Here is a 20,680-nt window from a genome sequence, read left to right as displayed (position 1 = left end):
CGCACCTTACGGGCCGGGCGCCGCGCGCTGCAGGCGTTGCCCCATCAGGCGCGCCGCGGCCTGCACCTCGGGCGGCTCGAGCACCTCGAAATCGGCGTCCACCATCGCGAAATGCAGCACCATCCCAGCCGGGTGGTCACCACCGGCAATCACCACGCAGGCGTCCTCGCCGTCGGGTTCGACGCGCGCTGACTGCGGCGAGAAGTGCCGCGCGATCTCGGACACCGGCGCCCGGTAGCGAACTCGGGCAACGTAGCGGTACGGCGCCGCGCTGATTGCGTGCCGCACATATTCGCGTGCATCGGGTGCGGGCCGCGGCGCGAAAGTGCTGCCCGCCGCTAGCACCTCACCCATCCGATCCAGGCGCAGGCTGCGCCAGTCGTCCCGGTCACGGTCGTGCGCGAGGAGATACCAGCGGCGGCCGGTGGTCACCAGCTGATAGGGCTCCAGCCGTCGCCGGCTCGGGTTGCCGTCGCGGTCGGTGTAGTCGGCCGTCACGTGCTCGTGATCGCGGCACGCACGCGCCAGGGTCATCAATGTGTCGGGCTCGACCAGGTTGGCTTCAGACGTCTCGGGCGTCAGCGTCACCGTCGCGTCGTGGACCGCGGCCACCTGCGCCCGCAGCCGCGCCGGCATCACCTGGTCCAACTTGGACAGCGCCCGCAACGCCGAGTCACCCACACCGGCGACGCTGCCACCGGCGGCCAGGCGCAAACACACCGCCATGGCAACCGCCTCGTCGGGGTCGAGCAACAGTGGCGGCAACGCGGCACCGGCGCCAAGTCGATATCCGCCGCCCTGCCCCTTGCTAGCACCCACCGGGTAGCCCAGTTCGCGCAACCGTTCGACGTCGCGGCGGACGCTGCGGGTGGTCACCGACAGCCGCTCGGCCAGCTCCTCCCCTGTCCACACCCGGCGTGACTGCAGCAACCCCAGCAGCTCGAGCACCCGGCTTGTAGTGGACGTCCCCGCTGACACATCATTCAGTCTGCCCCAGATTTAGGACCGTTTCTGTCCGCTATTGCTGGAAAGCTGAGCGATATGACAGACCTGATCACACAACTCGCAGATCAGCTCGACTGGCACTGGTCCGGGCAGTTGCGCGCACGCTTGGACGGCTTGACCGACGACGAATACTTCTGGCAACCGGTGCCCGACTGCTGGACCATCCATCCCGACGGCGCCATCGACTTCGCCTATCCGCCGCCCGAGCCGGCACCGTTCACCACCATCGCCTGGCGGATGGCCCACGTCATCGTCGGCGTATTCGCCATGCGTAACCACAGCCACTTCGACGGGCCGCCCGCCGACTACCAGAATTGGCGCTACGCAACCGACGCCGCCACGGCTCTGCAGCAGTTGGACGAGACCTACGCGACGTGGATCGCCGGCGTCCGGTCGCTGTCCATCGACGATCTGAAGCGCCCGTGCGGCCCGGCCGAGGGGCCCTACGCCGACTACGCGCTGTCCGAGTTGGTGCTGCACATCAACCGGGAAGCGATCCATCATGGCGCCGAAATCGCCTGCGTGCGCGACCTTTACGCCCACCAGCCGAACAATCAGGAGGACTGAGCATGCCCGCCCTAGCCCCACCAGTGACCGACGACCGCAATGCCCTGCGCGAATTCTTGGCCTACCACCAGAGTGCTTACTTCGCGGTCTCCTACGGCCTCACCGATGAGCAGGCCCGTGCCACTCCATCGGCCAGCGCGCTGTCGATCGGTGGCCTGATCAAACACGTCACCGGCATGCAACGCATCTGGATGACACGGGTCGCCGCGGCACCCGGCGAGCCCGAGAAGGACAACCGGCCTTTTGAAGTGCGGGCCGCGGAATTCCAGGACGAGTACGTGATGGGATCCGACGAGACGCTGGACGGGCTGCTGCGCGCCCTGGAAGAGCAGAACGCGAAAACACTGCGACTGGTGGAGACCGCTGATTTCGACGTCCCCGTCCCGGTGCCGCAGGATGCGCCCTGGTTTCCCAAGGATTTTCCCGCGTGGTCGGTGCGCTGGGTGATCCTGCACGTGATCAACGAATTGGCCCGGCACGCGGGGCACGCAGACATCATCCGGGAGACGATCGACGGCGCCACCATGTACGAACTGATCGCCGGACTCGAAGGCTGGGAACCGCAACCGTGGCTCACTCCCTGGCGCAAGCCTGAGTAGAAAGAGAAGGTGCTCAACCGCAGCGGGACCACCAGCGGCTCCATCGAGCTCTACTACGAAGACCTCGGCGATCCGGCCGACCCGGCGGTGCTGCTCATCATGGGCCTGGGCGCTCAGTTGCCAATGTGGCCAGACGGCTTCTGCGCACGGCTGGTCAACACCGGTCACCGGGTGATCCGTTTCGATCACCGCGACACCGGCCTGTCGGCCAAGATGCACGGGATGCAGGCCCCGGGCTCGGTCTACCGGCGCATCGGCCGGTACTTCATGGGCAGGACGAGTCCGGTGCCCTACACGCTGATCGACATGACCGAAGACGTGGTCGCGCTGCTGGACCATCTGGGCCTTTCCCGGGCCCACGTCGTCGGCGCCTCACTGGGCGGCATGATCGCGCAGATTCTTGCCGCTACCCATCCGAACCGGGTCGCCTCGCTGGGGATCATCATGTCGACGACTGGCAAGCCGCTGTCGCCGCCGCCGGCGTGGCGAGTAATCAAGCTGGCATTCGACCCACCTGCCAAAGACGCCACCGCTGAGGAAAAGTTGGCCTTTGAGGTGCGCAACGTAGCGGTATTCAATGGCCCCAATTTCCTGCCGCCCGACGAAGAGTTGCGAGCGCGAGTTCAGCAGCTTGCGGAACGCAGCACCTATCCGCCCGGAATGCTGCGCCAATTCGACGCCGTATTGGGCACCGGCAGCTTGCTTTCGTACAGCAAGGCGATCACCGTGCCGACGGTGGTGTTGCATGGATCGGCGGACCCCATGCTGCGGCCCCGCAACGGCCGCTCGGTTGCCGCGGCCATCGATGGCGCACGCTTCGTGGTCATCGATGGCATGGGCCACGACCTGCCCGAACCGGTGTGGCGGCCGATCGTGGAGACGCTGACCGAGAACTTCGCCCGCGCGACCTGATTTCAGCTTGGACGGGGATTTCCCCGCAGGTGAGCGGGGTCACGTGGATTGGTTGTTTGGTACTTCGATTTGGCACACTGCAGTAATGAGTTCCACTAAGCACCGCGACGTGGCCAGATTGGACCGGGTGCCGTTGCCGGTCGAAGCGGCCCGGGTAGCTGTCACTGGCTGGCAGGTCACCCGAACCGCGGCACGGGTGGTCGCCGCACTACCCGGCAAGGGTCCTTGGCAGCAGAAAATCATCAAGCAAATTCCGCAGACCTTCGCCGATCTCGGTCCGACATACGTGAAATTCGGACAGATCATTGCGTCAAGCCCGGGAGCATTCGGCGAATCGCTGTCCCGTGAATTCCGTAGCCTGCTGGACCGGGTTCCTCCGGCCGATACCGAGGCCGTACACAAACTGCTGATCGAGGACCTCGGCGACGAGCCCGCCAATTTGTTCGCCAGCTTCGAGGAAGAGCCGTTCGCATCTGCGTCGATCGCCCAGGTGCATTACGCGACCCTGAAGACCGGCGAGGACGTGGTGGTCAAAATCCAGCGGCCGGGAATCCGTCGCAGGGTCGCCGCAGACCTGCAGATCTTGCAGCGCTTCGCTCAGGCCGTCGAATTGGCCAAGCTGGGGCGCCGGCTGTCGCCGCAGGACGTCGTCGCCGACTTCTCCGACAACCTGGCCGAGGAATTGGACTTCCGTCTGGAAGCTCAGTCGATGGATGCGTGGGTATCCCACTTGCATGCTTCGCCGCTCGGCAAGAACATCCGGGTGCCCCAGGTGCACTGGAACTTCACCAGCGAGCGGGTGCTGACGATGGAACGGGTGCAGGGCATCCGCATCGACAACGTCGCTGCCATCCGGCAGGCGGGCTTCGATGGGACCGAACTGGTGAAGGCCCTGCTGTTCAGCCTGTTCGAAGGCGGGCTGCGACACGGGCTGTTCCACGGCGACCTACATGCGGGCAATCTCTACGTCGACGACGAGGGCCGCATCGTGTTCTTCGACTTCGGGATCATGGGCCGCATCGATCCGCGCACCCGCTGGCTGCTGCGCGAGCTGGTGTACGCGCTGCTGGTCAAAAAGGACCACGCCGCGGCCGGCAAGATCGTCGTGCTGATGGGCGCGGTCGGGAACGTGAAGCCCGAGGCGCAGGCAGCCAAAGACCTGGAGAAGTTCGCCACCCCGTTGACCATGCAGTCCCTCGGCGACATGTCGTATGCCGACATCGGCCGCCAACTGTCGACGCTGGCCGACGCGTACGACGTCAAGCTGCCCCGGGAATTGGTGCTGATCGGGAAGCAGTTCCTCTATGTCGAGCGTTACATGAAGCTGCTGGCTCCGAAGTGGCAGATGATGACGGACCCGCAGCTGACCGGATACTTCGCCAATTTCATGGTCGAGGTTAGCCGCGAGTACAACTCGGATATAGAGGTCTAGATGGAAGTTCGCAGCGGCACCGCGCTGTCCGGTGATGTGAAGCTGTACTACGAGGACATGGGCAACCTCGACGACCCGCCTGTACTCCTCATCATGGGCTTGGGCGCCCAGATGCTGCTGTGGCGGACCGGGTTCTGCGAGCGACTCGTCGGTCATGGCCTGCGGGTGATCCGTTACGACAACCGCGATGTCGGCCTGTCCACCAAGACCGAGCGTTATCGGGCCCCCCAGCCGCTGCTGACGCGGATGGCCCGCTCCTTCCTCGGGCTACCCAGCCAGGCGGCCTACACCTTGGACGACATGTCCGATGACGCGGCGGCCCTGCTCGATCACCTCGACATCACCCGCGCGCACATCGTCGGTGCGTCCATGGGCGGCATGATCGCGCAGGTTTTCGCGGCGCGGTTCGCCGAGCGGACCCAGACCCTGGGCATCATCTTTTCCAGCAATAACCACAGGTTCCTGCCGCCGCCGGCGCCGCGCCAACTGTTGGCACTACTCAAGGGCCCGGCACCGAGTTCACCCCGAGACGTCATCATCGACAACTCGGTCAGGGTCGGCAAAATCATCGGCAGCCCGCTCTACCCCACGCCCGACGATGAGGCGCACGCGGACGCCGCCGAGAGCTACGACCGGAACTTCTACCCGTGGGGCATATCCCAACAGTTCAGCGCCATTTTGGGCAGCGGCAGCCTGATGCACTACGATCGCCGCATTACTGCGCCGACCGTGGTCATCCACGGACGGGCAGACAAACTAATGCGGCCATTCGGGGGCCGCGCGATTGCCAGGGCGATCAAGGGTGCCCGCCTGGTGCTGATCGACGGCATGGGACACGACCTGCCCGAAGCTTTGTGGGATAGGGTACTCAGCGAGCTGAGGAGCAACTTCGCTGCGTCTAGCAAGGGCTCAGGGCTAGGTGTATGAAGACCCTCCACTTTCGCTCCAGCCCTCTGCCGTTGTTGCGCAGCGCGCGAAATTGCCACCTTCGAAGGGGAGGATGTTCGACATGGCCGAGTTGAGGCCGTATTACGAAGAGTCGCAAGCGACATACGACATTTCCGACGACTTCTTCAGGTTGTTTCTGGACCCCAACATGGTCTACACGTGCGCCTACTTCGAGCGCGATGACATGACCCTCGCCGAGGCCCAGATCGCGAAGCTGGACTTGGCGCTGGACAAGCTGGAGCTCAAGCCCGGCATGACGCTGCTCGATGTCGGCTGCGGATGGGGCGGTGCCGTCGTCCGAGCGGTTGAGAAGTATGACGTCAACGTCATCGGCGTCACCCTGAGTCGGCACCATTACGAGCTCAGCAAAACACGACTGGCCAACATCGACACCAAGCGCCATACCGAGGCTCGGCTACAAGGCTGGGAAGAGTTCAACGAGCCGGTCGATCGCATCGTCAGCTTCGAAGCCTTCGACGCCTTCAAAAAGGAACGCTGGCCGGCATTCTTCGATCGCTCCTACGAGATCCTGCCCGAGGGCGGCCGGATGCTGTTGCACAGCATTTTCACCCATGAGCAGACGTACTGGCGTGACAACGGCATCACCGTGACCATGAGTGATCTGCGGTTCTTCCGCTTCCTGGCAACCGAGATCTTCCCGGGTGGCGGAATGTGCGGCGAGGTCGACATCATCGACAACGCCCTGAACAGCGGATTCGCGGTCGACGAGATTCAATACCTACAGCCGCACTACGCACGGACGCTGGACATGTGGGCGGAAAACCTGCAGTCGAACCGCGAACAGGCGATCGCCATCCAGTCCGAAGAGGTCTACAACCGCTTCATGCGCTATCTGCACGGCTGCGCGAACCTGTTCCGCAAGGGCCTCTCCAATGTCGCCCAGTACACGCTGACGAAATAGCCGTCTGGCCCGGAAAGGCAACTACGACACTATGGCCGACAAGCTGAAGCCGCACTTCGACGACGTGCAGGCGCATTACGACCTGTCCGACGACTTCTTCCGACTGTTCTTGGACCCGACTCAGACCTACAGCTGCGCGTACTTCGAGCGCGACGATCTGACGTTGGAGGAAGCTCAGATCGCCAAGATCGACCTGGCACTGGGCAAGCTGGGCCTAGAACCCGGCATGACGCTGCTCGATGTGGGATGCGGATGGGGCGCCACCATGCGCCGCGCAATAGAGAAGTACGACGTCAACGTCATCGGCCTGACGCTGTCGAAGAACCAGGCCGCTCACGTGCAGCAGACCTTCGACGAGCTGGACACCTCGCGCAGCAGGCGGGTAGAGCTCAAAGGCTGGGAAGAATTCGACGAGCCCGTTGACCGCATTGTGTCGATCGGCGCGTTCGAGCACTTCGGATTCGACCGCTACGACGACTTCTTCGCGATGGCCAACAAGCTGCTTCCCGATGACGGCGTGATGCTGCTGCACACGATCACCGCGTTGATCCCGTCCCAGATGACCGAGCGCGGCATGCCGCTGACCTTCGAGATGGCCCGCTTCATCAAGTTCATCCTGACCGAGATCTTCCCCGGCGGCCGGTTGCCGTCGATCGAAAAGGTCGGCGAACACTCTGCCAAGGCCGGCTTCGAGCTGACCCGCCGCCAGTCGCTGCAACCGCACTACGCCAAGACCCTCGACATATGGGCGGCGGCGCTGGAATCGCGCAAGGATGACGCCATCCGGATCCAGTCTGAAGAGGTCTACGAGCGTTATATGAGGTACCTGACCGGTTGCGCGGATGCGTTCCGGGTCGGCTATATCGACGTCAACCAATTCACTTTGGTCAAGTAGCGCGTATTTCCAAGAAAAGCAAGCGTTGCCGCCGCCAAATGCCGAAGATGCGCCTGGTCGCGTGTAGGGTGCCGGTGGTAGTCACCTCGAGGGGTGTGGTCTTGTCCCATGGGGAGGATGTATGGCAGACAATTTGACTCGAGCCCGGAGTAGGGCCGAGAACTACGACGACATCCAGGCGCACTACGACATTTCCAACGAGTTCTTCGAGCTGTTCACGGATCCGACCCGGACCTACAGCTGCGCCTACTTCAAGCGCGACGACATGACGCTGGAGGAAGCCCAGGTCGCCAAGCTCGATCTGGCGCTGAGCAAGCTGGGGCTGCAGCCGGGGATGACCCTGCTCGACGTCGGATGCGGCTGGGGTTCGACCATGAAGCGCGCCCTGGAGAAGTACGACGTCAACGTCATCGGGCTCACCTTGTCCAAGAACCAGCACGCCTACTGCGAGCGGCTTCTCGGCCAGGTCGACACGAACCGCTCGTACCGCGTGCTGCTGAGCGACTGGGCCGAGTTCGACGGGCAGGTGGACCGCATCATCACCATCGAAGCGTTGGAGCACTTCGGCTTCCAGCGCTACGACGACTTCTTCAAGTTCGTCTACAACGCACTGCCCGAAGATGGCGTGATGCTGCTGCACTCGATCACCGGTTTGACCGGGGGGCAGATCGTCGAGCGGGGCATGCCGGTGACTTTCGAGATGGCCCGCTTCATCAAGTTCATCGTGACCGAGATCTTCCCCGGCGGTCGGCTGCCATCGGTCGAGAAGGTCGAGGAGCATGCGACGAAGGTCGGGTTCAAGGTGAGCAATGTCGAATCGTTGCAGCTGCACTTCGCCAAGACCCTCGATCTGTGGGCCGACGCTCTCGTGACCCACAAGGACGAGGCCATCGAAATCCAGTCCCAAGAGGTCTACGACCGTTATATGAAGTACCTGACCGGCACCGCCGAGTGCTTTCGGATCGGCTACGTCGACTGCCACCACTTCACACTGACCAAGTAGACTTTGCTGCCGCAGAGGGATGATCGGGGCGCTCCGCACCAGTTGTGAAAATCGTCAATCCGTAAGCTGAACAACCCAGTCGAGCGAGCGTGCGCGCGTACGAGCAGTGAACATCATTCAGGAGATCAGGACGACAATGGCTGAGAACCCGCCTAGCCCGACGAAGATTCGGACCAGCTTCGAAGACATCCAGGCGCATTACGACGTCTCGGACGAATTCTTCGCGTTATTCCAGGACCCGACTCGGATCTACAGCTGCGCCTACTTCGAGCCCTCGGATCTCACGCTGGAAGAAGCCCAGATCGCCAAGATCGATCTGAACCTGGACAAGCTGGACCTCAAGCCGGGCATGACGCTGCTGGACATCGGTTGCGGCTGGGGCACCACGATGAAGCGTGCGGTCGAGAAGTACGACGTCAACGTCATCGGCCTGACCCTGTCCAAGAACCAGCACGCCCGATCGCAATCGGTGCTGAATGCGATCGAGACCGACCGCTCACGCCGCGTTCTCCTGCACGGCTGGGAGGATTTCAATGAGCCGGTCGACCGGATCGTGTCCATCGAAGCGTTCGAGCACTTCGGGCACGAGAACTACGACGACTTCTTCAAGCGCACTTTCGACATCATGCCCGACGACGGCCGGATGGCAGTGCAGAGCAGCGTCAGCTACCACCCCTACGACATCAATGCTCGCGGCAAGAAGCTGACCTTCGAGACGGTCCGTTTCATCAAATTCATCATCACCGAGATCTTCCCGGGCGGTCGCCTTCCCACCACCGGCATGATGGTCGAGCACGGCGAGAAGGCCGGTTTCACCGTCCCCGAACCGCTTTCGCTGCGACCGCACTACATCAAGACGCTGCACATGTGGGGCGATACGCTGGAGTCCAACAGGGACAAGGCCATCGAAATCACCTCCGAAGAGGTCTACAACCGCTACATCAAGTACCTGCGCGGCTGCGAGTTTTACTTCACAGACGAGATTCTCGACGTCAGCCTGGTCACCTACCTCAAGCCGGGTGCGGTCGCCTGATTTCTTTTCCGGCTGGCTGTCGGATTGCTCGCGCGTCGTTCGTCTAACCGGTAGAGAGTGAAGCAGACGGCTTCGCTCACAACCCGGAGGTGACCGAACATGCAGTACCTCGCTTTGTTGATCAACCAGGAGCGCGACCTCACACCCGACGAGGGTGCTGCCGAGATGGCCGCCTATCAGGCCTTCCACGCGAAGGTCGCGTCCGCGATCCGTGGCGGTGATGCGCTGGTCCCCGCGGCCACCGCGGTCCACATCACCGGGACCCCCGACGCGCCCGTCGTAACTGACGGCCCATTCGCCGAGAGCGCGGAAATCGCCGGGGGCTTCTACGTGTTCGAAGCCGAGAATCTCGACGAGGCGCTGGCTTTCGCCCGTGATATCCCCGCGGCCAAGCACGGCGCCATCGAAGTGTGGCCCGTGTACGGGGAGTTCCAGCCCACCCAACGAGACGGCACCCAATGGCTGGCACTGCTGCTTGAGCCGCCCGCCAACGCCGAACCGCCCGGCAGCGCCGAATGGGAGGTCATGGCCGCTCAGCACGGGCAGTTCGCGGCCGCCGCCGGCGAGCACATCATCGGTGGAGCCGCTTTGCACCAGCCGTCCACCGCGACCACTGTCCGGGTTCGCAACAGTGAAACGCTGATTACTGACGGGCCGTACGCGGAAGGTGCGGAGGTCGCGAACGGCTTCTATGTGCTCGGCGCACGCGACCGCGACGAAGCCGTCAAGCTCGCGTCGATGATCCCTGCCTCGACTATCGAGGTGCGGCAGCTCGCCGGAATCTCGGGGTTGTAGATAGCCGAATGTCCAGCCTGGACGGCGTCTTCCGCCGGGAATGGGGAACCGCCGTCGCCGCGCTCGCGCGGTGGTCTGGCGATCTGTCCATCGCGGAAGACGCCGTCCAGGAAGCCTGTGCCGAGGCGTTGCGCACTTGGCCGCGCGACGGCATGCCCGACAAGCCCGGCGGATGGTTGGTCACGGTTGCCCGCAACCGCGCCCGGGATCGGCTGCGCCGCGAATCGGTCCGGCCGGGAAGGGAATCGGCCGCAGTGATCGAATCCATTCGGGCCCGCACCGACTACACCGATCCGCAACCGGTGCCCGACGACGAGTTGCGAATGATGTTCACCTGCGCACATCCGGCGTTGGATCGGCAGTCGCAACTGGCATTGACACTGCGGCTGGTTTCAGGCCTGACCGTAGCCGAGATCGCTCGGGCACTGCTGCAGACCGAGACAGCGGTCGGCCAGCGAATCACGAGAGCCAAGAACAAGATTCGGCACGCCAACATCCCGTTGCGGGTGCCGCCGGCCGAATTGTTGGCCGAACGCACACCGCACGTTCTCAGCTGCATTTATTCGGTCTTCACCGAGGGGTACTGGTCAACCGCGGGGCCGTCGGCAATTCGCGACGAACTGTGCAGCGAGGGGGTTCGGTTGGCTGCGGAGTTGTGCGCACTGATGCCGCATGAGCCGCAGGCACAAGCCCTGGCAGCCCTTGTGCTGCTCCATGATTCACGCCGCGAGACTCGGGTGGACGACGCCGGCGCGTTGGTGCCGCTCGAGGAGCAAGACCGTCGACGGTGGGACCGTGGCCGGATCGGTCGCGGCCTGGATCGGCTGCGGCAGGCCGAGGGATCGGGTGGGCCTTATTTGCCGCAGGCCGTGATCGCCGCGGTACATGCCACGGCACCGACCTGGGAACAGACCGACTGGACAACGATCTGCGCGGCCTACGACCGACTGGTGCAGACGACCGATTCGCCGGTAGTGCTGGCCAATCGTGCGCTCGCGGTCGGTTTTCGGGACGGCCCTGATGCCGGCCTGGCCGCGCTGGACGAAGTCGCTCACGATCCTCGACTGGCCAGGTCCAATCTGGTCGCCCCGATTCGCGCCGACCTACTGCGCCGCGCGGGACGTCCCGCCGATGCGGTTACCTGGTATCGAATCGCGCTGGAATCCAACGGATCTGAGCCGGGCCGCGATTTCCTGCGGCGCCGTATCACCGAATGCAGCGGCTAACCCCCGAACGCCGAACAGACGCAAACTCGCATCGCCGAAGCGATTTCTGTGCGATTTTGCGTCTGCTCGCGCTGAGAGCCTAGGCCTCGGTAACGAAGTTCCGCGTGATCGACGGGTCAACCGGGATACCCGGGCCCGTGGTCGTCGACACGGTGACCTTCTTCAGGTAGCGGCCCTTCGACGACGAAGGCTTGTGCCGCAGCACCTCTTCGAGCGCCGCGCCGTAGTTCTCGGCGAGCTTGGTCTCGTCGAACGACGCCTTGCCGATCACGAAGTGCAGGTTGGCCTGCTTGTCGACGCGGAAGTTGATCTTGCCGCCCTTGATCTCGGTGACGGCCTTCGCGACGTCTGGGGTGACAGTGCCGGTCTTAGGGTTCGGCATCAGGCCGCGCGGCCCGAGGACTCGCGCGATGCGACCCACCTTGGCCATCTGGTCGGGGGTGGCGATCGCGGCGTCGAAGTCGAGGAAACCGCCCTGGATCTTCTCGATCAGGTCGTCGCTACCCACGATGTCAGCTCCGGCAGCGATGGCGGCTTCTGCCTTCTCGCCCACCGCGAACACCGCGACGCGAGCGGTCTTACCCGTGCCATGAGGCAGGTTGACCGTGCCGCGGACCATCTGGTCAGCCTTACGCGGGTCGACACCGAGCCGAATCGCGACCTCGACGGTCGAATCCTGCTTGGTCGACGAGGTCTCCTTGGCGAGCTTGGCGGCCTGCAGCGGGCTGTAGAGGTTGTTGCGGTCAACCTTCTCGGCCGCGGCGCGGTATGCCTTGCTGGTCTTGCTCATCTTCATATCCAATCTGTGTTGGGTTCGTGGTTCGACGGGCCGCAGCTGGCCCTCCCACGCTTTCGGGGTGTGACTTGTTCTACTACTCGACCGTGATGCCCATCGACCGGGCGGTCCCGGCGATGATCTTGGCGGCCGCGTCGATGTCGTTGGCGTTGAGGTCCGCCTTCTTGGTCTCGGCGATCTCGCGAACCTGATCCCAGGTGACCTTGGCGACCTTGGTCTTGTGCGGTTCCGCCGAGCCCTTGGGCACACCGGCAGCCTTGAGCAGCAGCTTGGCGGCCGGCGGCGTCTTCAGGACGAACGTGAACGTCCGGTCCTCATAGACCGTGATCTCGACCGGGATGACGGTGCCGCGCTGGCTTTCCGTCGCGGCGTTGTAGGCCTTGCAGAACTCCATGATGTTGACGCCGTGCTGACCCAGCGCGGGACCAACGGGGGGCGCGGGGTTAGCCTGCCCCGCCGTGATCTGGAGCTTGATTAGCCCGGTGACCTTTTTCTTCTTCTTCGGTGGCATGAGATGTCGATATTCCTTCCTGGATTTTCAAAGTTGTTGCTGGCGTGCCCAGCGGGCTAGATCTTGGAGACCTGGCTGAAGGTCAGTTCCACCGGTGTTTCACGGCCGAAGATGGAGACCAGCACCTTGAGCTTCTGCTGCTCGGCGTTGACCTCGTTGATCGTGGCCGGCAACGTGGCGAACGGTCCGTCCATCACCGTCACCGATTCGCCGACCTCGTACTCGACGTCGATGATCGGACGTTCCAGCCCACCCGTCTCGGCCGCGGCAGCGGTGCTTGCCGCACCCTTGGCGGCCTTCTTCGCCGCTCCCGGCGGCAGCAGAAACTTCACCACGTCGTCGAGCTTGAGCGCTGAGGGGCGCGACGTAGCACCGACGAATCCGGTCACTCCCGGCGTGTTACGCACCGCAGCCCACGAGTCGTCGGTCAGATCCATGCGCACCAGGATGTAGCCGGGCAGCACCTTGCGGTTGACCAGCTTGCGCTGGCCGTTCTTGATCTCGGTGACCTCCTCGGTGGGAACCTCCACCTGGAAGATGTAGTCGCCGACGTCAAGATTCTGCACCCGGGTTTCGAGGTTGGCTTTCACCTTGTTCTCGTAGCCGGCATAGGAATGGATGACGTACCAGTCGCCGGGTTTGCGGCGAAGCTCAGCCTTGAGCGCGGTAGCGGGGTCGACGTCTTCAGCCGGGGCCTCGGCACCCTCTGGGGTGCTGACCTCTTGCAAGTCGACCGCTTCACCCGCGGACGTGTCACCGTCGAAGGTAGTCACGGTATTCAGTCCCTCTCTATCACTGTCAGGTCTCAGCCGAACACCAGCAGGACGAGCTTGCTCAGACCCAGATCAGCGCCGCCGACCAGCGCCACCATAAAGGCGAGGAAAACCAGCACCACCGAGGTGTAAGAGATCATCTGCTTGCGGTTAGGCCAGATCACCTTCCGCATCTCGGCTACAACCTGCTTGAGGTAGTTGTAAACGAAAATGAACGGGTTGATCGAGCCGGACTTCGCCGACTTCTTCGCCTTGTCCTGCTTGCCCGACTTGGCTTTGGAAGCTTTAGACGCGTCCTTCTTGTCCTTCTTGGCCGAGTCTTTCTTGGGGTCCTTCTTCGGATCCTTCTTCAAGACCACAGCTTCGGCCGTCTCATCGTCGGCCGACGACTCCTCGGGTTCCAATGCACGCTGCCGGGACCGCTTGCCGGTGGGGCGCTGTGGCCGCGACACCGCCTTGGTCACTACGGCCGTCCGACCACCGTTGGTGTCGTCGTCGCCGTCGCTTGTGGCGTCGTCGGCAATGTCGCCTTCGTCGCTCACCGCATGCTCCTTTGTTCGCTAACTGTCCCGCGAGCCGTTGTGTGGTTGGACACTCTCCCAGTGTCCACCATTGCACAGCCCGCCTCTGGTCCGGCTCCTCCGCAGGCCATGCTGGCCTGCATCGCCGCCGGACGGCCTTCTGCAGGGGCGACAGGACTTGAACCTGCAACCTGCGGTTTTGGAGACCGCTGCTCTGCCAGTTGAGCTACGCCCCTTCGCGGTTGGCAGGCCATGCCCAGACCAACCCAGCTGACTTGGGGCTTACATGACTCGCGCGCTCCCCGTTCGGCAATCGCGAACCGACCGGACAGCGCGCTTGTAATGGGAAAACCCCGAGGTCCGAGTGTACATGGAGGCAGGACTCAGTTACTAATCACGCCGTCCGGACGACCTGGCCGGTTTCCTTGTCCCATTTCAGCTGGATGGAGTTGTCACCCTCGTGGCCCATCAGGGTGGTGAAAGCCTCCAAAACCAGGTCGCCATGCTGATTGTGGCAATGGTTCTTGGTGACGACGATGTCGGCGCCGAATCGCTCGACGACAGATTCGATGCGCATGCTGCCGTAAAGCTTGTCGCCGACCTGCGCCTGCTTGTGATAGACGAACTTCTGGTCGACCTGAACGATCTGCATGGTCTCCATGCCCACGTCGACATTGCGGAAGAAGTCGTCCTGGATGAGTTTGGCCAGAATCGACACGAAAGTCAGCGGGGCGATGATGGCCTCGTAACCCAGTTCCGCCGCCGCGGCTTCTTCGAAACAGGCCCGGTCGTCACTCTTGATCGACCGGGAGAATGCTCGGACCTGTTCGCGACCGACCTCGAAGTAGTCCGGGTACTCCCAGGTCATCCCGACAATGTTGGTCTTGAGCGCCATCGACTACGCCAGCTTCGCCGAGGCGATGGCCCGGCCGAAAATCTTCTTGCCACCGGTTGTCGCGGTCAGGGCGATCGTCACAGATTTGCTCTCCGGGTCGACAGACTTCACCCGGCCGCTGAAGATCAGCTCCGCGCCCTTGCCGTCGTTGGGCACCGGGACCACCGCGGTGAAACGCACGTTGTACTCGGTGACCGCACCCGGGTCGCCGACCCAAGACGTCACATAGCCACCACCGATACCCATGGTCAGCATGCCGTGCGCGATCGCGGTGTCCAGCCCGACCACCTTGGCAATCTCGTCGTCCCAGTGGATCGGGTTCAGATCACCCGACACACCGGCGTAGTTGACCAGGTCCTGGCGGGTGAGCGGGTAGGTCCGCTCTGGGAGCTGGTCGCCCACCTGCACCGAACTGAACTCACGCAGAGGCATCAGAAAATCCTTCTTCTCCGTCTTCGCCGGCACGACCTGCCAGGGTCGTGTAGTTCTCCTGCACAGTGTCACCAGCTTCATTGGTGATGATGTTCTTGGTCACGATGATCTGGGTGCCGTGCGCCTCGCGTATCGAATCCACGTAGACATCGCAATAAAGCTTGTCCCCAGCAACAATGGGCTGCTGAAATCTCAGCACCTGGTCGATCTGCACGATTTTCTCGTCCGAAATCGCGATGTTCGCGTGCTTGAAGAACGCCGACTGTGCCTTGTAGCCGAATACGCAGATGAACGTCAGCGGTGCGGTCAGCCCGTCGTAGCCCAACTCCGACGAAGCGTCTTCGCCGAAGAAGGCGGCATCGTCGTTTTGCACCGCAATCGCGTACTCGCGGATCTTTTCCCGTTCCACCACGTAATGGTCGGGGTAGCGATAATGCATCCCGACGATGTCTGCGGACAGCGCCACGGCTCTGAAACCTACCTAATGTTCGGGGTCGGTCTGCGACCAACGGCGTGCGCAATCACCGCGTTTCGCGGTGCCCCTGGTGCTTTCCGCAGTTCGGGCAGAACTTCTTCAGCTCCAGCCGGTCGGGGTCGTTGCGGCGGTTTTTCTTGGTGATGTAGTTGCGGTGTTTGCACACCTCGCATGCCAAAGTCACTTTCGGCCGCACATCGGTGCTGGAAGCCATAACGGTTCCCTCTCAAATCTCTCTTCACGAGCCACGTTGTATGTCGTAGCGATGGCCGGACTCGAACCGGCGACCTAACGATTATGAGTCGTTCGCTCTAACCAACTGAGCTACACCGCCCTGGACGCGCCGTCCACGTGCTCGGCGTCCGCCGAGCCCCCTAACGGAATCGAACCGTTGACCTTTTCCTTACCATGGAAACGCTCTACCGACTGAGCTAAGGGGGCCGTTCACCCGGAGCGACCAGTCGTGCAGGTTACGCTTCAAGGCCTAGAAGAGGTTACAGCGTGGCGCGCGACGTCGCCAAACCGCCGTGTGAAACCGCATCGATCACTGCCCGAAGAGAGTCATCCCGTCCCGCTGGTTGGATGCAGTCGCCAGGCGTTCAGATCGGTGAACTCGTCGTAATCATCGTCCTGCGGCTCTGCCTCGTTCTCGGCCTGATCAAGAAGCGCCATAAGCGCCACATGAATGGCTTCGCGGGCATCGGCCAGGTGGTACCGGTGTATGACCTCTTGGAGGAGGTCGTCAGCAACTAAGATCTCGACCCTCTTCAGCATGGACCAACTTTACCGACGAGTCTGTGCAGGTGGAAGGCCGAATTGGGTTAATTTTGGACGCCTCATACTCTGGTGGGGTGTCAGATTCGGATCGGCTCTATTTCCGCCAACTGCTTTCCGGTCGCGATTTCGCCGTCGGCGACCCGATAGCTGCGCAGATGCGCAACTTCGCCTACCTGATCGGTGACCGCCAGACCGGGGATTGTGTGGTGGTCGACCCGGCATACGCGGCCGGGGACCTGGTCGACGCCCTGGAGGCCGACGACATGCACCTGTCCGGGGTGCTGGTGACCCATCACCACCCGGACCATATCGGTGGCTCGATGATGGGCTTCGAACTCAAGGGGCTGGCCGAGCTGCTGGAGCGAACCTCGGTTCCAGTGCACGTCAATACCCACGAGGCGCTGTGGGTTTCCCGGATCACCGGGATCCCGGTGAGCGATCTCACCACCCACGACCACCGCGACAAGGTCAGCATCGGCGACATCGAGATCGAGTTGCTGCACACTCCCGGGCACACGCCGGGCAGTCAGTGCTTCCTGCTCGACGGTCGCTTGGTCGCCGGCGACACATTGTTCCTGGAAGGCTGCGGCCGCACCGATTTTCCCGGCGGCGACTCCGACGAGATATATCGCAGTCTGCAGCAACTCGCCGCGCTGCAAGGCGACCCGACGGTGTATCCCGGGCATTGGTATTCCGCCGAACCGAGCGCGGCACTGTCGGAGGTGAAGCGTTCCAACTACGTATACCGGGCACGCAGTCTCGACCAATGGCGAATGCTGATGGGCGGCTGACCGCTCGGCGAACTCAGGCGACTCTTCCAGGCACGGTCGATAACCCTCTCAGCAATATGCAGCACGCCCCTCTACGATCAGGGCAGCTACATTCCCGGTCCGAGGTCGGTTTCGGGCGTCGGTAGCGGTACGAGCGGAGGTGGGGTGCCAATGGGGTGGGTCCAAGGCTGGCACGGAATCACAGATGTCGAGTCCAACACCTGGCTGGCGTGGGCCGCCTGGGGGGCGCTCGCACTCGGCGTCGTCGCGCTGATCTTCACGCATAGACAACTGCAGCGCAGCCGTTCACTGGCTGCCGAAAGCACGCGGCCGCACGTCGCCATGCTGATGGAGCCGCATGTTGCGGACTGGCATGTCATCGAGCTCGTGGTCAGGAATTTCGGCCGCACCGCGGCCTACGACATCCACTTCAACTTCCCCAATCCCCCGACCGTGGCCGAGTACGAGAACGCATCCGACGGCTACGCCGATGTGGTCGAACTGCAGCTGCCCAAGGAGCTCCCCACCTTGGCGCCCGGCCAGGAGTGGCGGATGGTGTGGGATTCAGCGCTCGACCGCGCCGAGATCGGGCATGGCGTCGAGTCCCGTTTCGAAGGGACGGTCACCTACTACGACCGCCGCGAGCAGCCACGAGGATGGAAATTCTGGCAGCGCGCCCGTAGCCCGCTGGAGACGAAGGTAGTGCTGGACTGGGACGCCCTGCCGCCCGTGCAGCGCATCGAGCTGATGACCACACACGACCTGGCCAAGCGGGAGAAGCAGAAGCTGGAGTTGTTGCGCAGCCTGCTGACCTACTTCCACTACGCAAGCAAGGAAACGCGTCCCGACGTGTTTCGCGGCGAGATCGATCGCATCAACCGCGCCGTGACCGAAACGCAGGACAGGTGGCGCACCCGGCAACTCGACGAGCCCACCGACGTCAGCCTGCGTTGGGGCGACGCCGAGAACGAACTGGGCAAGCACCGCAGCCAACGGGTGTAGCCGCGCGACCGGAACGGCATCTGATTCAATCGACTCCGTTGCCCGCAGCGAAGGAGTCACCCATGAGCGACCCGGTCGTTTACACCCACGACGAAACCATCGGGGTCATCCGGATGGACGACGGCAAAGTGAATGCGTTGGGCCCGGCCATGCAGCAGGCCCTCAACGACGCGCTCGACCAAGCTGACAGCGACAACGTGAAGGCGCTGGTGATCACCGGCAATCAGCGCGTGTTCAGCGGCGGATTCGACTTGAAGATCCTGACGTCCGGCGAGATGCAGCCCGCGATCGACATGCTTAGGGGCGGATTCGAACTGTCCTACCGGCTGCTGTCTTATCCCAAGCCGGTGGTGATCGCCTGCACCGGGCCCGCGATCGCGATGGGCTCGTTCCTGTTGTGTTCCGGCGATCATCGAATCGCCGCCCACGCGTACAACATTCAGGCCAACGAGGTCGCGATCGGCATGGTCATCCCCTGGGCCGCACTCGAAGTGTTGAAGCTTCGGCTGACGCGGTCGGCGTACCAACAAGCCACCGGACTGGCCAAGACGTTCTTCGGCGAAACGGCCCTGGCCGCCGGCTTCATCGACGAGATGGTGCTGCCCGAGGTGGTCGTCAGCCGCGCCGAGGAAGCAGCGCATGAATTCGCCAACCTGAGTCAGTCGGCGCACGCTGCCACCAAGTTGCGGGCCCGCGCCGACTCATTGAAGGCGATCCGGGCTGGGATCGATGGGATCGAGAAGGAATTCGGCGCCTAGATGGACAGGTGATGCGGTTGCCCGAAACAACCGCGCCACACCGCGCCTCCTCCAAATCGGAGTCTGGCACTTTCCGCGGCGCTTTCAGGGCAATTTTGCCGTTTTTAACTGAAGGTCTTTTTTCAGGCTCAGATGATGCCTACTGGTATTGGCGGAACCGCTCCAAATATTCGACCCAGTTCCAGGTCGACAAAAAGGTCGCGGCGGCGTCGTAACCCTTTTGGTAGAGCGCTTCGGCATCCCTTCGCGAGATGCCGAAATCGAGGAAATTGACCGCTGTGGAGTCCACGCGGATCGCACGTGCGCTGACCCACGGCTGGTTGAGGTAAGTCTGATCGCGCCCGACGAACATCGTGGTGATCAGTTGCTCGAGGAGCACCGACGGCGGGCCCAGCAAACGCAGTGCCGACACACCGGGGATCACCTGATCGTTGCCTTCGGGCAGATTCGGCATCACCGTGATGCCGAAAGTGGGCCAGCGCGGGGGTTTTCCGTCCGGCCGGTCAAAGGAGTCGATCGGGAAGTTGGACAGCACACCGCCGTCGACCAACGTCGAGGTGAGCCCGGCGGAACTGGTCAGGGTGACCGGACGGAAATAGAACGGGATCGACATCGACGCCCGGACGGCGTCGGCAACCAATTGCTCGTCAGGATCGAGTCCATACAGGCGGCGGTAGTCCCAGGGCAGCCGCACCAGTTGCCCGGTCGTGATGTCGGTGACGGTGACCGCCAACCGGTAGCGGCGCTCGGCATGGATCTGTTTGTCGGGCAGCGCCAGATCGCCAAAGGTCGTGACGCCCAGGTTCTTCAGTTCGCTGCGGATCCAGTCCCGGGCGAAGTCGCCGCGGTAGATGCCGTTCTCGCGCAGCAGCCCCCACGCCTGGCCGACGACCGGTAGGTGGCCGACGGGACCGGAGTCACGGAACTTGTCGTAGGGCAGGGTGAGGGCAAGTTCTTTGATCTGGGCGCTGGTCAGCTTGTCGCCGTTGGACGCGGCAGCCAGGATCGAGCCGACCAGGGAACCGGCGGAGACCCCGGATACGCGTTTGAGCGAGTAACCGGCGTCCATGATGGCGACCACGCCGCCCACCAGGCCTACGCCCTTGACCCCGCCGCCGGACAGAACCAGATCAACCGATTTAGACCGTTGCGCTGCCATGACTCACCCTTCAGTCTTGCGCCGAAGTCCATTGGTAGGGAAGGAATTTCCCGTCAAACGTCACCACCACCCGATCGCCTGACGGGTGCTCTTTCTTCTGCAGGTCGAGACTGAAATTGATCGCGCTCATGATGCCGTCGCCGAACTGTTCGTGGATCACTTCCTTGATGGCACCGCCGTAGACCTGAAGCGCCTCGTAGAAGCGGTAGATGGTGGGGTCGGTGGGCACGCCACCGGACTGGCTGCCGCGCAGTGGCGGGGCTGCCAGAACCGGCACCGCCGAGTCATCCAGACCGAGCATCTCGACCAGGATCTTGCCCAGCTCGGCGGGTACCGGGTGCTGCCCCAGCAGGGCCGAGGTCGTCCATAGCAGTGGTCGGTCGACGGCATCGGCCAGTTGCTGCCAGCTCAGCCCCTTGGACAACCGAGCAACCACGATCTGTTCGGTGATCTCGTTTCGGTTCATCGCCCTAG

25 protein-coding genes, 3 tRNA genes and 1 pseudogene are annotated in these 20,680 nt (G+C 63.1%); 14 read left to right on the top strand and 15 right to left on the bottom strand.

What is annotated here, in order from left to right; genetic code table 11:
• Positions 1-6 precede the first annotated feature (6 nt).
• Positions 7-978: a helix-turn-helix transcriptional regulator gene (locus ACZY1I_RS01395; RefSeq protein ID WP_463752496.1), complete on the bottom strand. Its 972-nt coding sequence runs from the start codon at positions 976-978 to the stop codon at positions 7-9.
• 63 nt (positions 979-1,041) lie between these two features.
• Between ACZY1I_RS01395 and ACZY1I_RS01390 the strand changes: the two genes are divergently transcribed.
• The 11 genes from ACZY1I_RS01390 (at position 1,042) to ACZY1I_RS01340 (ending at position 11,337) form a co-directional block, all read left to right on the top strand.
• On the top strand, positions 1,042-1,572 hold the full coding sequence (locus ACZY1I_RS01390; RefSeq protein ID WP_463752495.1) for a DinB family protein: 531 nt from the start codon (positions 1,042-1,044) through the stop codon (positions 1,570-1,572).
• Between the two features lie 23 nt (positions 1,573-1,595).
• A complete protein-coding gene (locus ACZY1I_RS01385) occupies positions 1,596-2,171 on the top strand; it encodes a DinB family protein (RefSeq protein ID WP_463753451.1) in 576 nt (191 codons plus the stop codon).
• Between the two features lie 9 nt (positions 2,172-2,180).
• Positions 2,181-3,083, top strand: a complete 903-nt coding sequence (locus ACZY1I_RS01380; RefSeq protein WP_463752494.1) for an alpha/beta fold hydrolase — start codon at positions 2,181-2,183, stop codon at positions 3,081-3,083.
• An 85-nt stretch (positions 3,084-3,168) separates the two neighbouring features.
• Positions 3,169-4,515, top strand: a complete 1,347-nt coding sequence (locus ACZY1I_RS01375) for an ABC1 kinase family protein (protein ID WP_463752493.1) — start codon at positions 3,169-3,171, stop codon at positions 4,513-4,515.
• Positions 4,516-5,442, top strand: a complete 927-nt coding sequence (locus tag ACZY1I_RS01370; RefSeq protein ID WP_463752492.1) for an alpha/beta fold hydrolase — start codon at positions 4,516-4,518, stop codon at positions 5,440-5,442.
• An 82-nt stretch (positions 5,443-5,524) separates the two neighbouring features.
• Positions 5,525-6,385, top strand: a complete 861-nt coding sequence (locus ACZY1I_RS01365) for a cyclopropane mycolic acid synthase family methyltransferase (protein WP_463752491.1) — start codon at positions 5,525-5,527, stop codon at positions 6,383-6,385.
• Between the two features lie 31 nt (positions 6,386-6,416).
• Positions 6,417-7,280 (top strand): cyclopropane mycolic acid synthase family methyltransferase, encoded by an 864-nt coding sequence (locus ACZY1I_RS01360; protein WP_463752490.1) that lies wholly within the window; start codon positions 6,417-6,419, stop codon positions 7,278-7,280.
• 121 nt (positions 7,281-7,401) lie between these two features.
• Complete coding sequence (locus tag ACZY1I_RS01355) at positions 7,402-8,283, top strand: cyclopropane mycolic acid synthase family methyltransferase (RefSeq protein ID WP_463752489.1); 882 nt, start codon at positions 7,402-7,404, stop codon at positions 8,281-8,283.
• Between the two features lie 136 nt (positions 8,284-8,419).
• Entirely contained in the window at positions 8,420-9,316 is an 897-nt protein-coding gene (gene mmaA4 / locus ACZY1I_RS01350) for a hydroxymycolate synthase MmaA4 (protein WP_463752488.1), read from the top strand.
• A 99-nt stretch (positions 9,317-9,415) separates the two neighbouring features.
• Positions 9,416-10,111, top strand: a complete 696-nt coding sequence (locus ACZY1I_RS01345; RefSeq protein ID WP_463752487.1) for a YciI family protein — start codon at positions 9,416-9,418, stop codon at positions 10,109-10,111.
• Positions 10,112-10,119: 8 nt separating this feature from the next.
• Positions 10,120-11,337 (top strand): RNA polymerase sigma factor, encoded by a 1,218-nt coding sequence (locus tag ACZY1I_RS01340; RefSeq protein ID WP_463752486.1) that lies wholly within the window; start codon positions 10,120-10,122, stop codon positions 11,335-11,337.
• Between the two features lie 79 nt (positions 11,338-11,416).
• Here ACZY1I_RS01340 and rplA read toward each other — a convergent pair whose 3' ends face one another.
• The 12 genes from rplA to ACZY1I_RS01280 all read right to left on the bottom strand — a co-directional run bounded on the left by rplA (position 11,417) and on the right by ACZY1I_RS01280 (position 16,514).
• Complete coding sequence (rplA, locus tag ACZY1I_RS01335; RefSeq protein ID WP_463752485.1) at positions 11,417-12,127, bottom strand: 50S ribosomal protein L1; 711 nt, start codon at positions 12,125-12,127, stop codon at positions 11,417-11,419.
• Between the two features lie 82 nt (positions 12,128-12,209).
• A complete protein-coding gene (rplK, locus tag ACZY1I_RS01330) occupies positions 12,210-12,644 on the bottom strand; it encodes a 50S ribosomal protein L11 (protein ID WP_463752484.1) in 435 nt (144 codons plus the stop codon).
• 56 nt (positions 12,645-12,700) lie between these two features.
• Complete coding sequence (gene nusG, locus ACZY1I_RS01325; protein ID WP_463752483.1) at positions 12,701-13,417, bottom strand: transcription termination/antitermination protein NusG; 717 nt, start codon at positions 13,415-13,417, stop codon at positions 12,701-12,703.
• 32 nt (positions 13,418-13,449) lie between these two features.
• Complete coding sequence (gene secE, locus ACZY1I_RS01320) at positions 13,450-13,959, bottom strand: preprotein translocase subunit SecE (protein WP_463752482.1); 510 nt, start codon at positions 13,957-13,959, stop codon at positions 13,450-13,452.
• A gap of 142 nt (positions 13,960-14,101) precedes the next feature.
• Positions 14,102-14,174, bottom strand: a tRNA-Trp gene (locus ACZY1I_RS01315).
• Between the two features lie 158 nt (positions 14,175-14,332).
• Positions 14,333-14,833 (bottom strand): (3R)-hydroxyacyl-ACP dehydratase subunit HadC, encoded by a 501-nt coding sequence (gene hadC / locus ACZY1I_RS01310; RefSeq protein WP_463752481.1) that lies wholly within the window; start codon positions 14,831-14,833, stop codon positions 14,333-14,335.
• 3 nt (positions 14,834-14,836) lie between these two features.
• Positions 14,837-15,265 (bottom strand): (3R)-hydroxyacyl-ACP dehydratase subunit HadB, encoded by a 429-nt coding sequence (gene hadB, locus ACZY1I_RS01305; RefSeq protein WP_463752480.1) that lies wholly within the window; start codon positions 15,263-15,265, stop codon positions 14,837-14,839.
• Positions 15,252-15,731 carry a (3R)-hydroxyacyl-ACP dehydratase subunit HadA gene (gene hadA, locus ACZY1I_RS01300; RefSeq protein ID WP_463752479.1) on the bottom strand — a complete coding sequence of 160 codons (480 nt, stop codon included), beginning with the start codon at positions 15,729-15,731 and terminating at the stop codon, positions 15,252-15,254. Before hadA ends, hadB begins: the two co-directional genes overlap by 14 nt.
• Before the next feature lie 55 nt (positions 15,732-15,786).
• Complete coding sequence (gene rpmG / locus ACZY1I_RS01295) at positions 15,787-15,954, bottom strand: 50S ribosomal protein L33 (protein WP_205876410.1); 168 nt, start codon at positions 15,952-15,954, stop codon at positions 15,787-15,789.
• A 46-nt stretch (positions 15,955-16,000) separates the two neighbouring features.
• A tRNA-Met gene (locus tag ACZY1I_RS01290) sits at positions 16,001-16,074 on the bottom strand.
• A gap of 34 nt (positions 16,075-16,108) precedes the next feature.
• Positions 16,109-16,181: transfer RNA gene (locus ACZY1I_RS01285), tRNA-Thr, on the bottom strand.
• Between the two features lie 120 nt (positions 16,182-16,301).
• The gene (locus ACZY1I_RS01280; protein ID WP_463752478.1) at positions 16,302-16,514 is read right to left on the bottom strand and encodes a type II toxin-antitoxin system VapB family antitoxin; all 213 of its coding nucleotides are present in this window, start codon (positions 16,512-16,514) and stop codon (positions 16,302-16,304) included.
• Between the two features lie 77 nt (positions 16,515-16,591).
• On the opposite strand from ACZY1I_RS01280, the gene ACZY1I_RS01275 reads away from it, so the two are divergent.
• From ACZY1I_RS01275 to ACZY1I_RS01265, 3 genes and pseudogenes are all read left to right on the top strand, one after another.
• A complete protein-coding gene (locus ACZY1I_RS01275) occupies positions 16,592-17,308 on the top strand; it encodes an MBL fold metallo-hydrolase (protein WP_463752477.1) in 717 nt (238 codons plus the stop codon).
• 150 nt (positions 17,309-17,458) lie between these two features.
• Positions 17,459-18,294: pseudogene (locus tag ACZY1I_RS01270) on the top strand (hypothetical protein); the annotation flags it as partial.
• 57 nt (positions 18,295-18,351) lie between these two features.
• Entirely contained in the window at positions 18,352-19,047 is a 696-nt protein-coding gene (locus ACZY1I_RS01265) for a crotonase/enoyl-CoA hydratase family protein (protein WP_463753450.1), read from the top strand.
• Positions 19,048-19,186: 139 nt separating this feature from the next.
• Here ACZY1I_RS01265 and ACZY1I_RS01260 read toward each other — a convergent pair whose 3' ends face one another.
• Together ACZY1I_RS01260 and cynS are read right to left on the bottom strand one after the other, a co-directional pair.
• Positions 19,187-20,206, bottom strand: coding sequence for a patatin-like phospholipase family protein (locus tag ACZY1I_RS01260; RefSeq protein ID WP_463752476.1), 1,020 nt, complete (start codon positions 20,204-20,206; stop codon positions 19,187-19,189).
• 10 nt (positions 20,207-20,216) lie between these two features.
• Entirely contained in the window at positions 20,217-20,672 is a 456-nt protein-coding gene (gene cynS, locus ACZY1I_RS01255; RefSeq protein ID WP_463752475.1) for a cyanase, read from the bottom strand.
• Positions 20,673-20,680 lie beyond the last annotated feature (8 nt).

The organism is Mycobacterium sp. IDUB_37 (assembly GCF_055419245.1).
Note: the sequence above shows the minus strand (reverse complement) of the source record. Positions and strands in the feature narration are given on the sequence as shown.

Bases quoted from the DNA above. Each gene is read 5' to 3' on its own strand.
- cynS (WP_463752475.1), bottom strand. From the start codon at position 20,672: ATGAACCGAAACGAGATCACCGAACAGATCGTGGTTGCTCGGTTGTCC.
- ACZY1I_RS01355 (WP_463752489.1), top strand. From the start codon at position 7,402: ATGGCAGACAATTTGACTCGAGCCCGGAGTAGGGCCGAGAACTACGAC.
- rpmG (WP_205876410.1), bottom strand. From the start codon at position 15,954: ATGGCTTCCAGCACCGATGTGCGGCCGAAAGTGACTTTGGCATGCGAG.
- ACZY1I_RS01280 (WP_463752478.1), bottom strand. From the start codon at position 16,514: ATGCTGAAGAGGGTCGAGATCTTAGTTGCTGACGACCTCCTCCAAGAG.
- ACZY1I_RS01260 (WP_463752476.1), bottom strand. From the start codon at position 20,206: ATGGCAGCGCAACGGTCTAAATCGGTTGATCTGGTTCTGTCCGGCGGC.
- ACZY1I_RS01265 (WP_463753450.1), top strand. From the start codon at position 18,352: ATGAGCGACCCGGTCGTTTACACCCACGACGAAACCATCGGGGTCATC.
- ACZY1I_RS01365 (WP_463752491.1), top strand. From the start codon at position 5,525: ATGGCCGAGTTGAGGCCGTATTACGAAGAGTCGCAAGCGACATACGAC.
- mmaA4 (WP_463752488.1), top strand. From the start codon at position 8,420: ATGGCTGAGAACCCGCCTAGCCCGACGAAGATTCGGACCAGCTTCGAA.
- ACZY1I_RS01360 (WP_463752490.1), top strand. From the start codon at position 6,417: ATGGCCGACAAGCTGAAGCCGCACTTCGACGACGTGCAGGCGCATTAC.
- hadB (WP_463752480.1), bottom strand. From the start codon at position 15,265: ATGCCTCTGCGTGAGTTCAGTTCGGTGCAGGTGGGCGACCAGCTCCCA.
- ACZY1I_RS01370 (WP_463752492.1), top strand. From the start codon at position 4,516: ATGGAAGTTCGCAGCGGCACCGCGCTGTCCGGTGATGTGAAGCTGTAC.
- rplK (WP_463752484.1), bottom strand. From the start codon at position 12,644: ATGCCACCGAAGAAGAAGAAAAAGGTCACCGGGCTAATCAAGCTCCAG.
- ACZY1I_RS01345 (WP_463752487.1), top strand. From the start codon at position 9,416: ATGCAGTACCTCGCTTTGTTGATCAACCAGGAGCGCGACCTCACACCC.
- rplA (WP_463752485.1), bottom strand. From the start codon at position 12,127: ATGAGCAAGACCAGCAAGGCATACCGCGCCGCGGCCGAGAAGGTTGAC.
- hadC (WP_463752481.1), bottom strand. From the start codon at position 14,833: ATGGCGCTCAAGACCAACATTGTCGGGATGACCTGGGAGTACCCGGAC.
- ACZY1I_RS01340 (WP_463752486.1), top strand. From the start codon at position 10,120: ATGTCCAGCCTGGACGGCGTCTTCCGCCGGGAATGGGGAACCGCCGTC.
- ACZY1I_RS01390 (WP_463752495.1), top strand. From the start codon at position 1,042: ATGACAGACCTGATCACACAACTCGCAGATCAGCTCGACTGGCACTGG.
- ACZY1I_RS01375 (WP_463752493.1), top strand. From the start codon at position 3,169: ATGAGTTCCACTAAGCACCGCGACGTGGCCAGATTGGACCGGGTGCCG.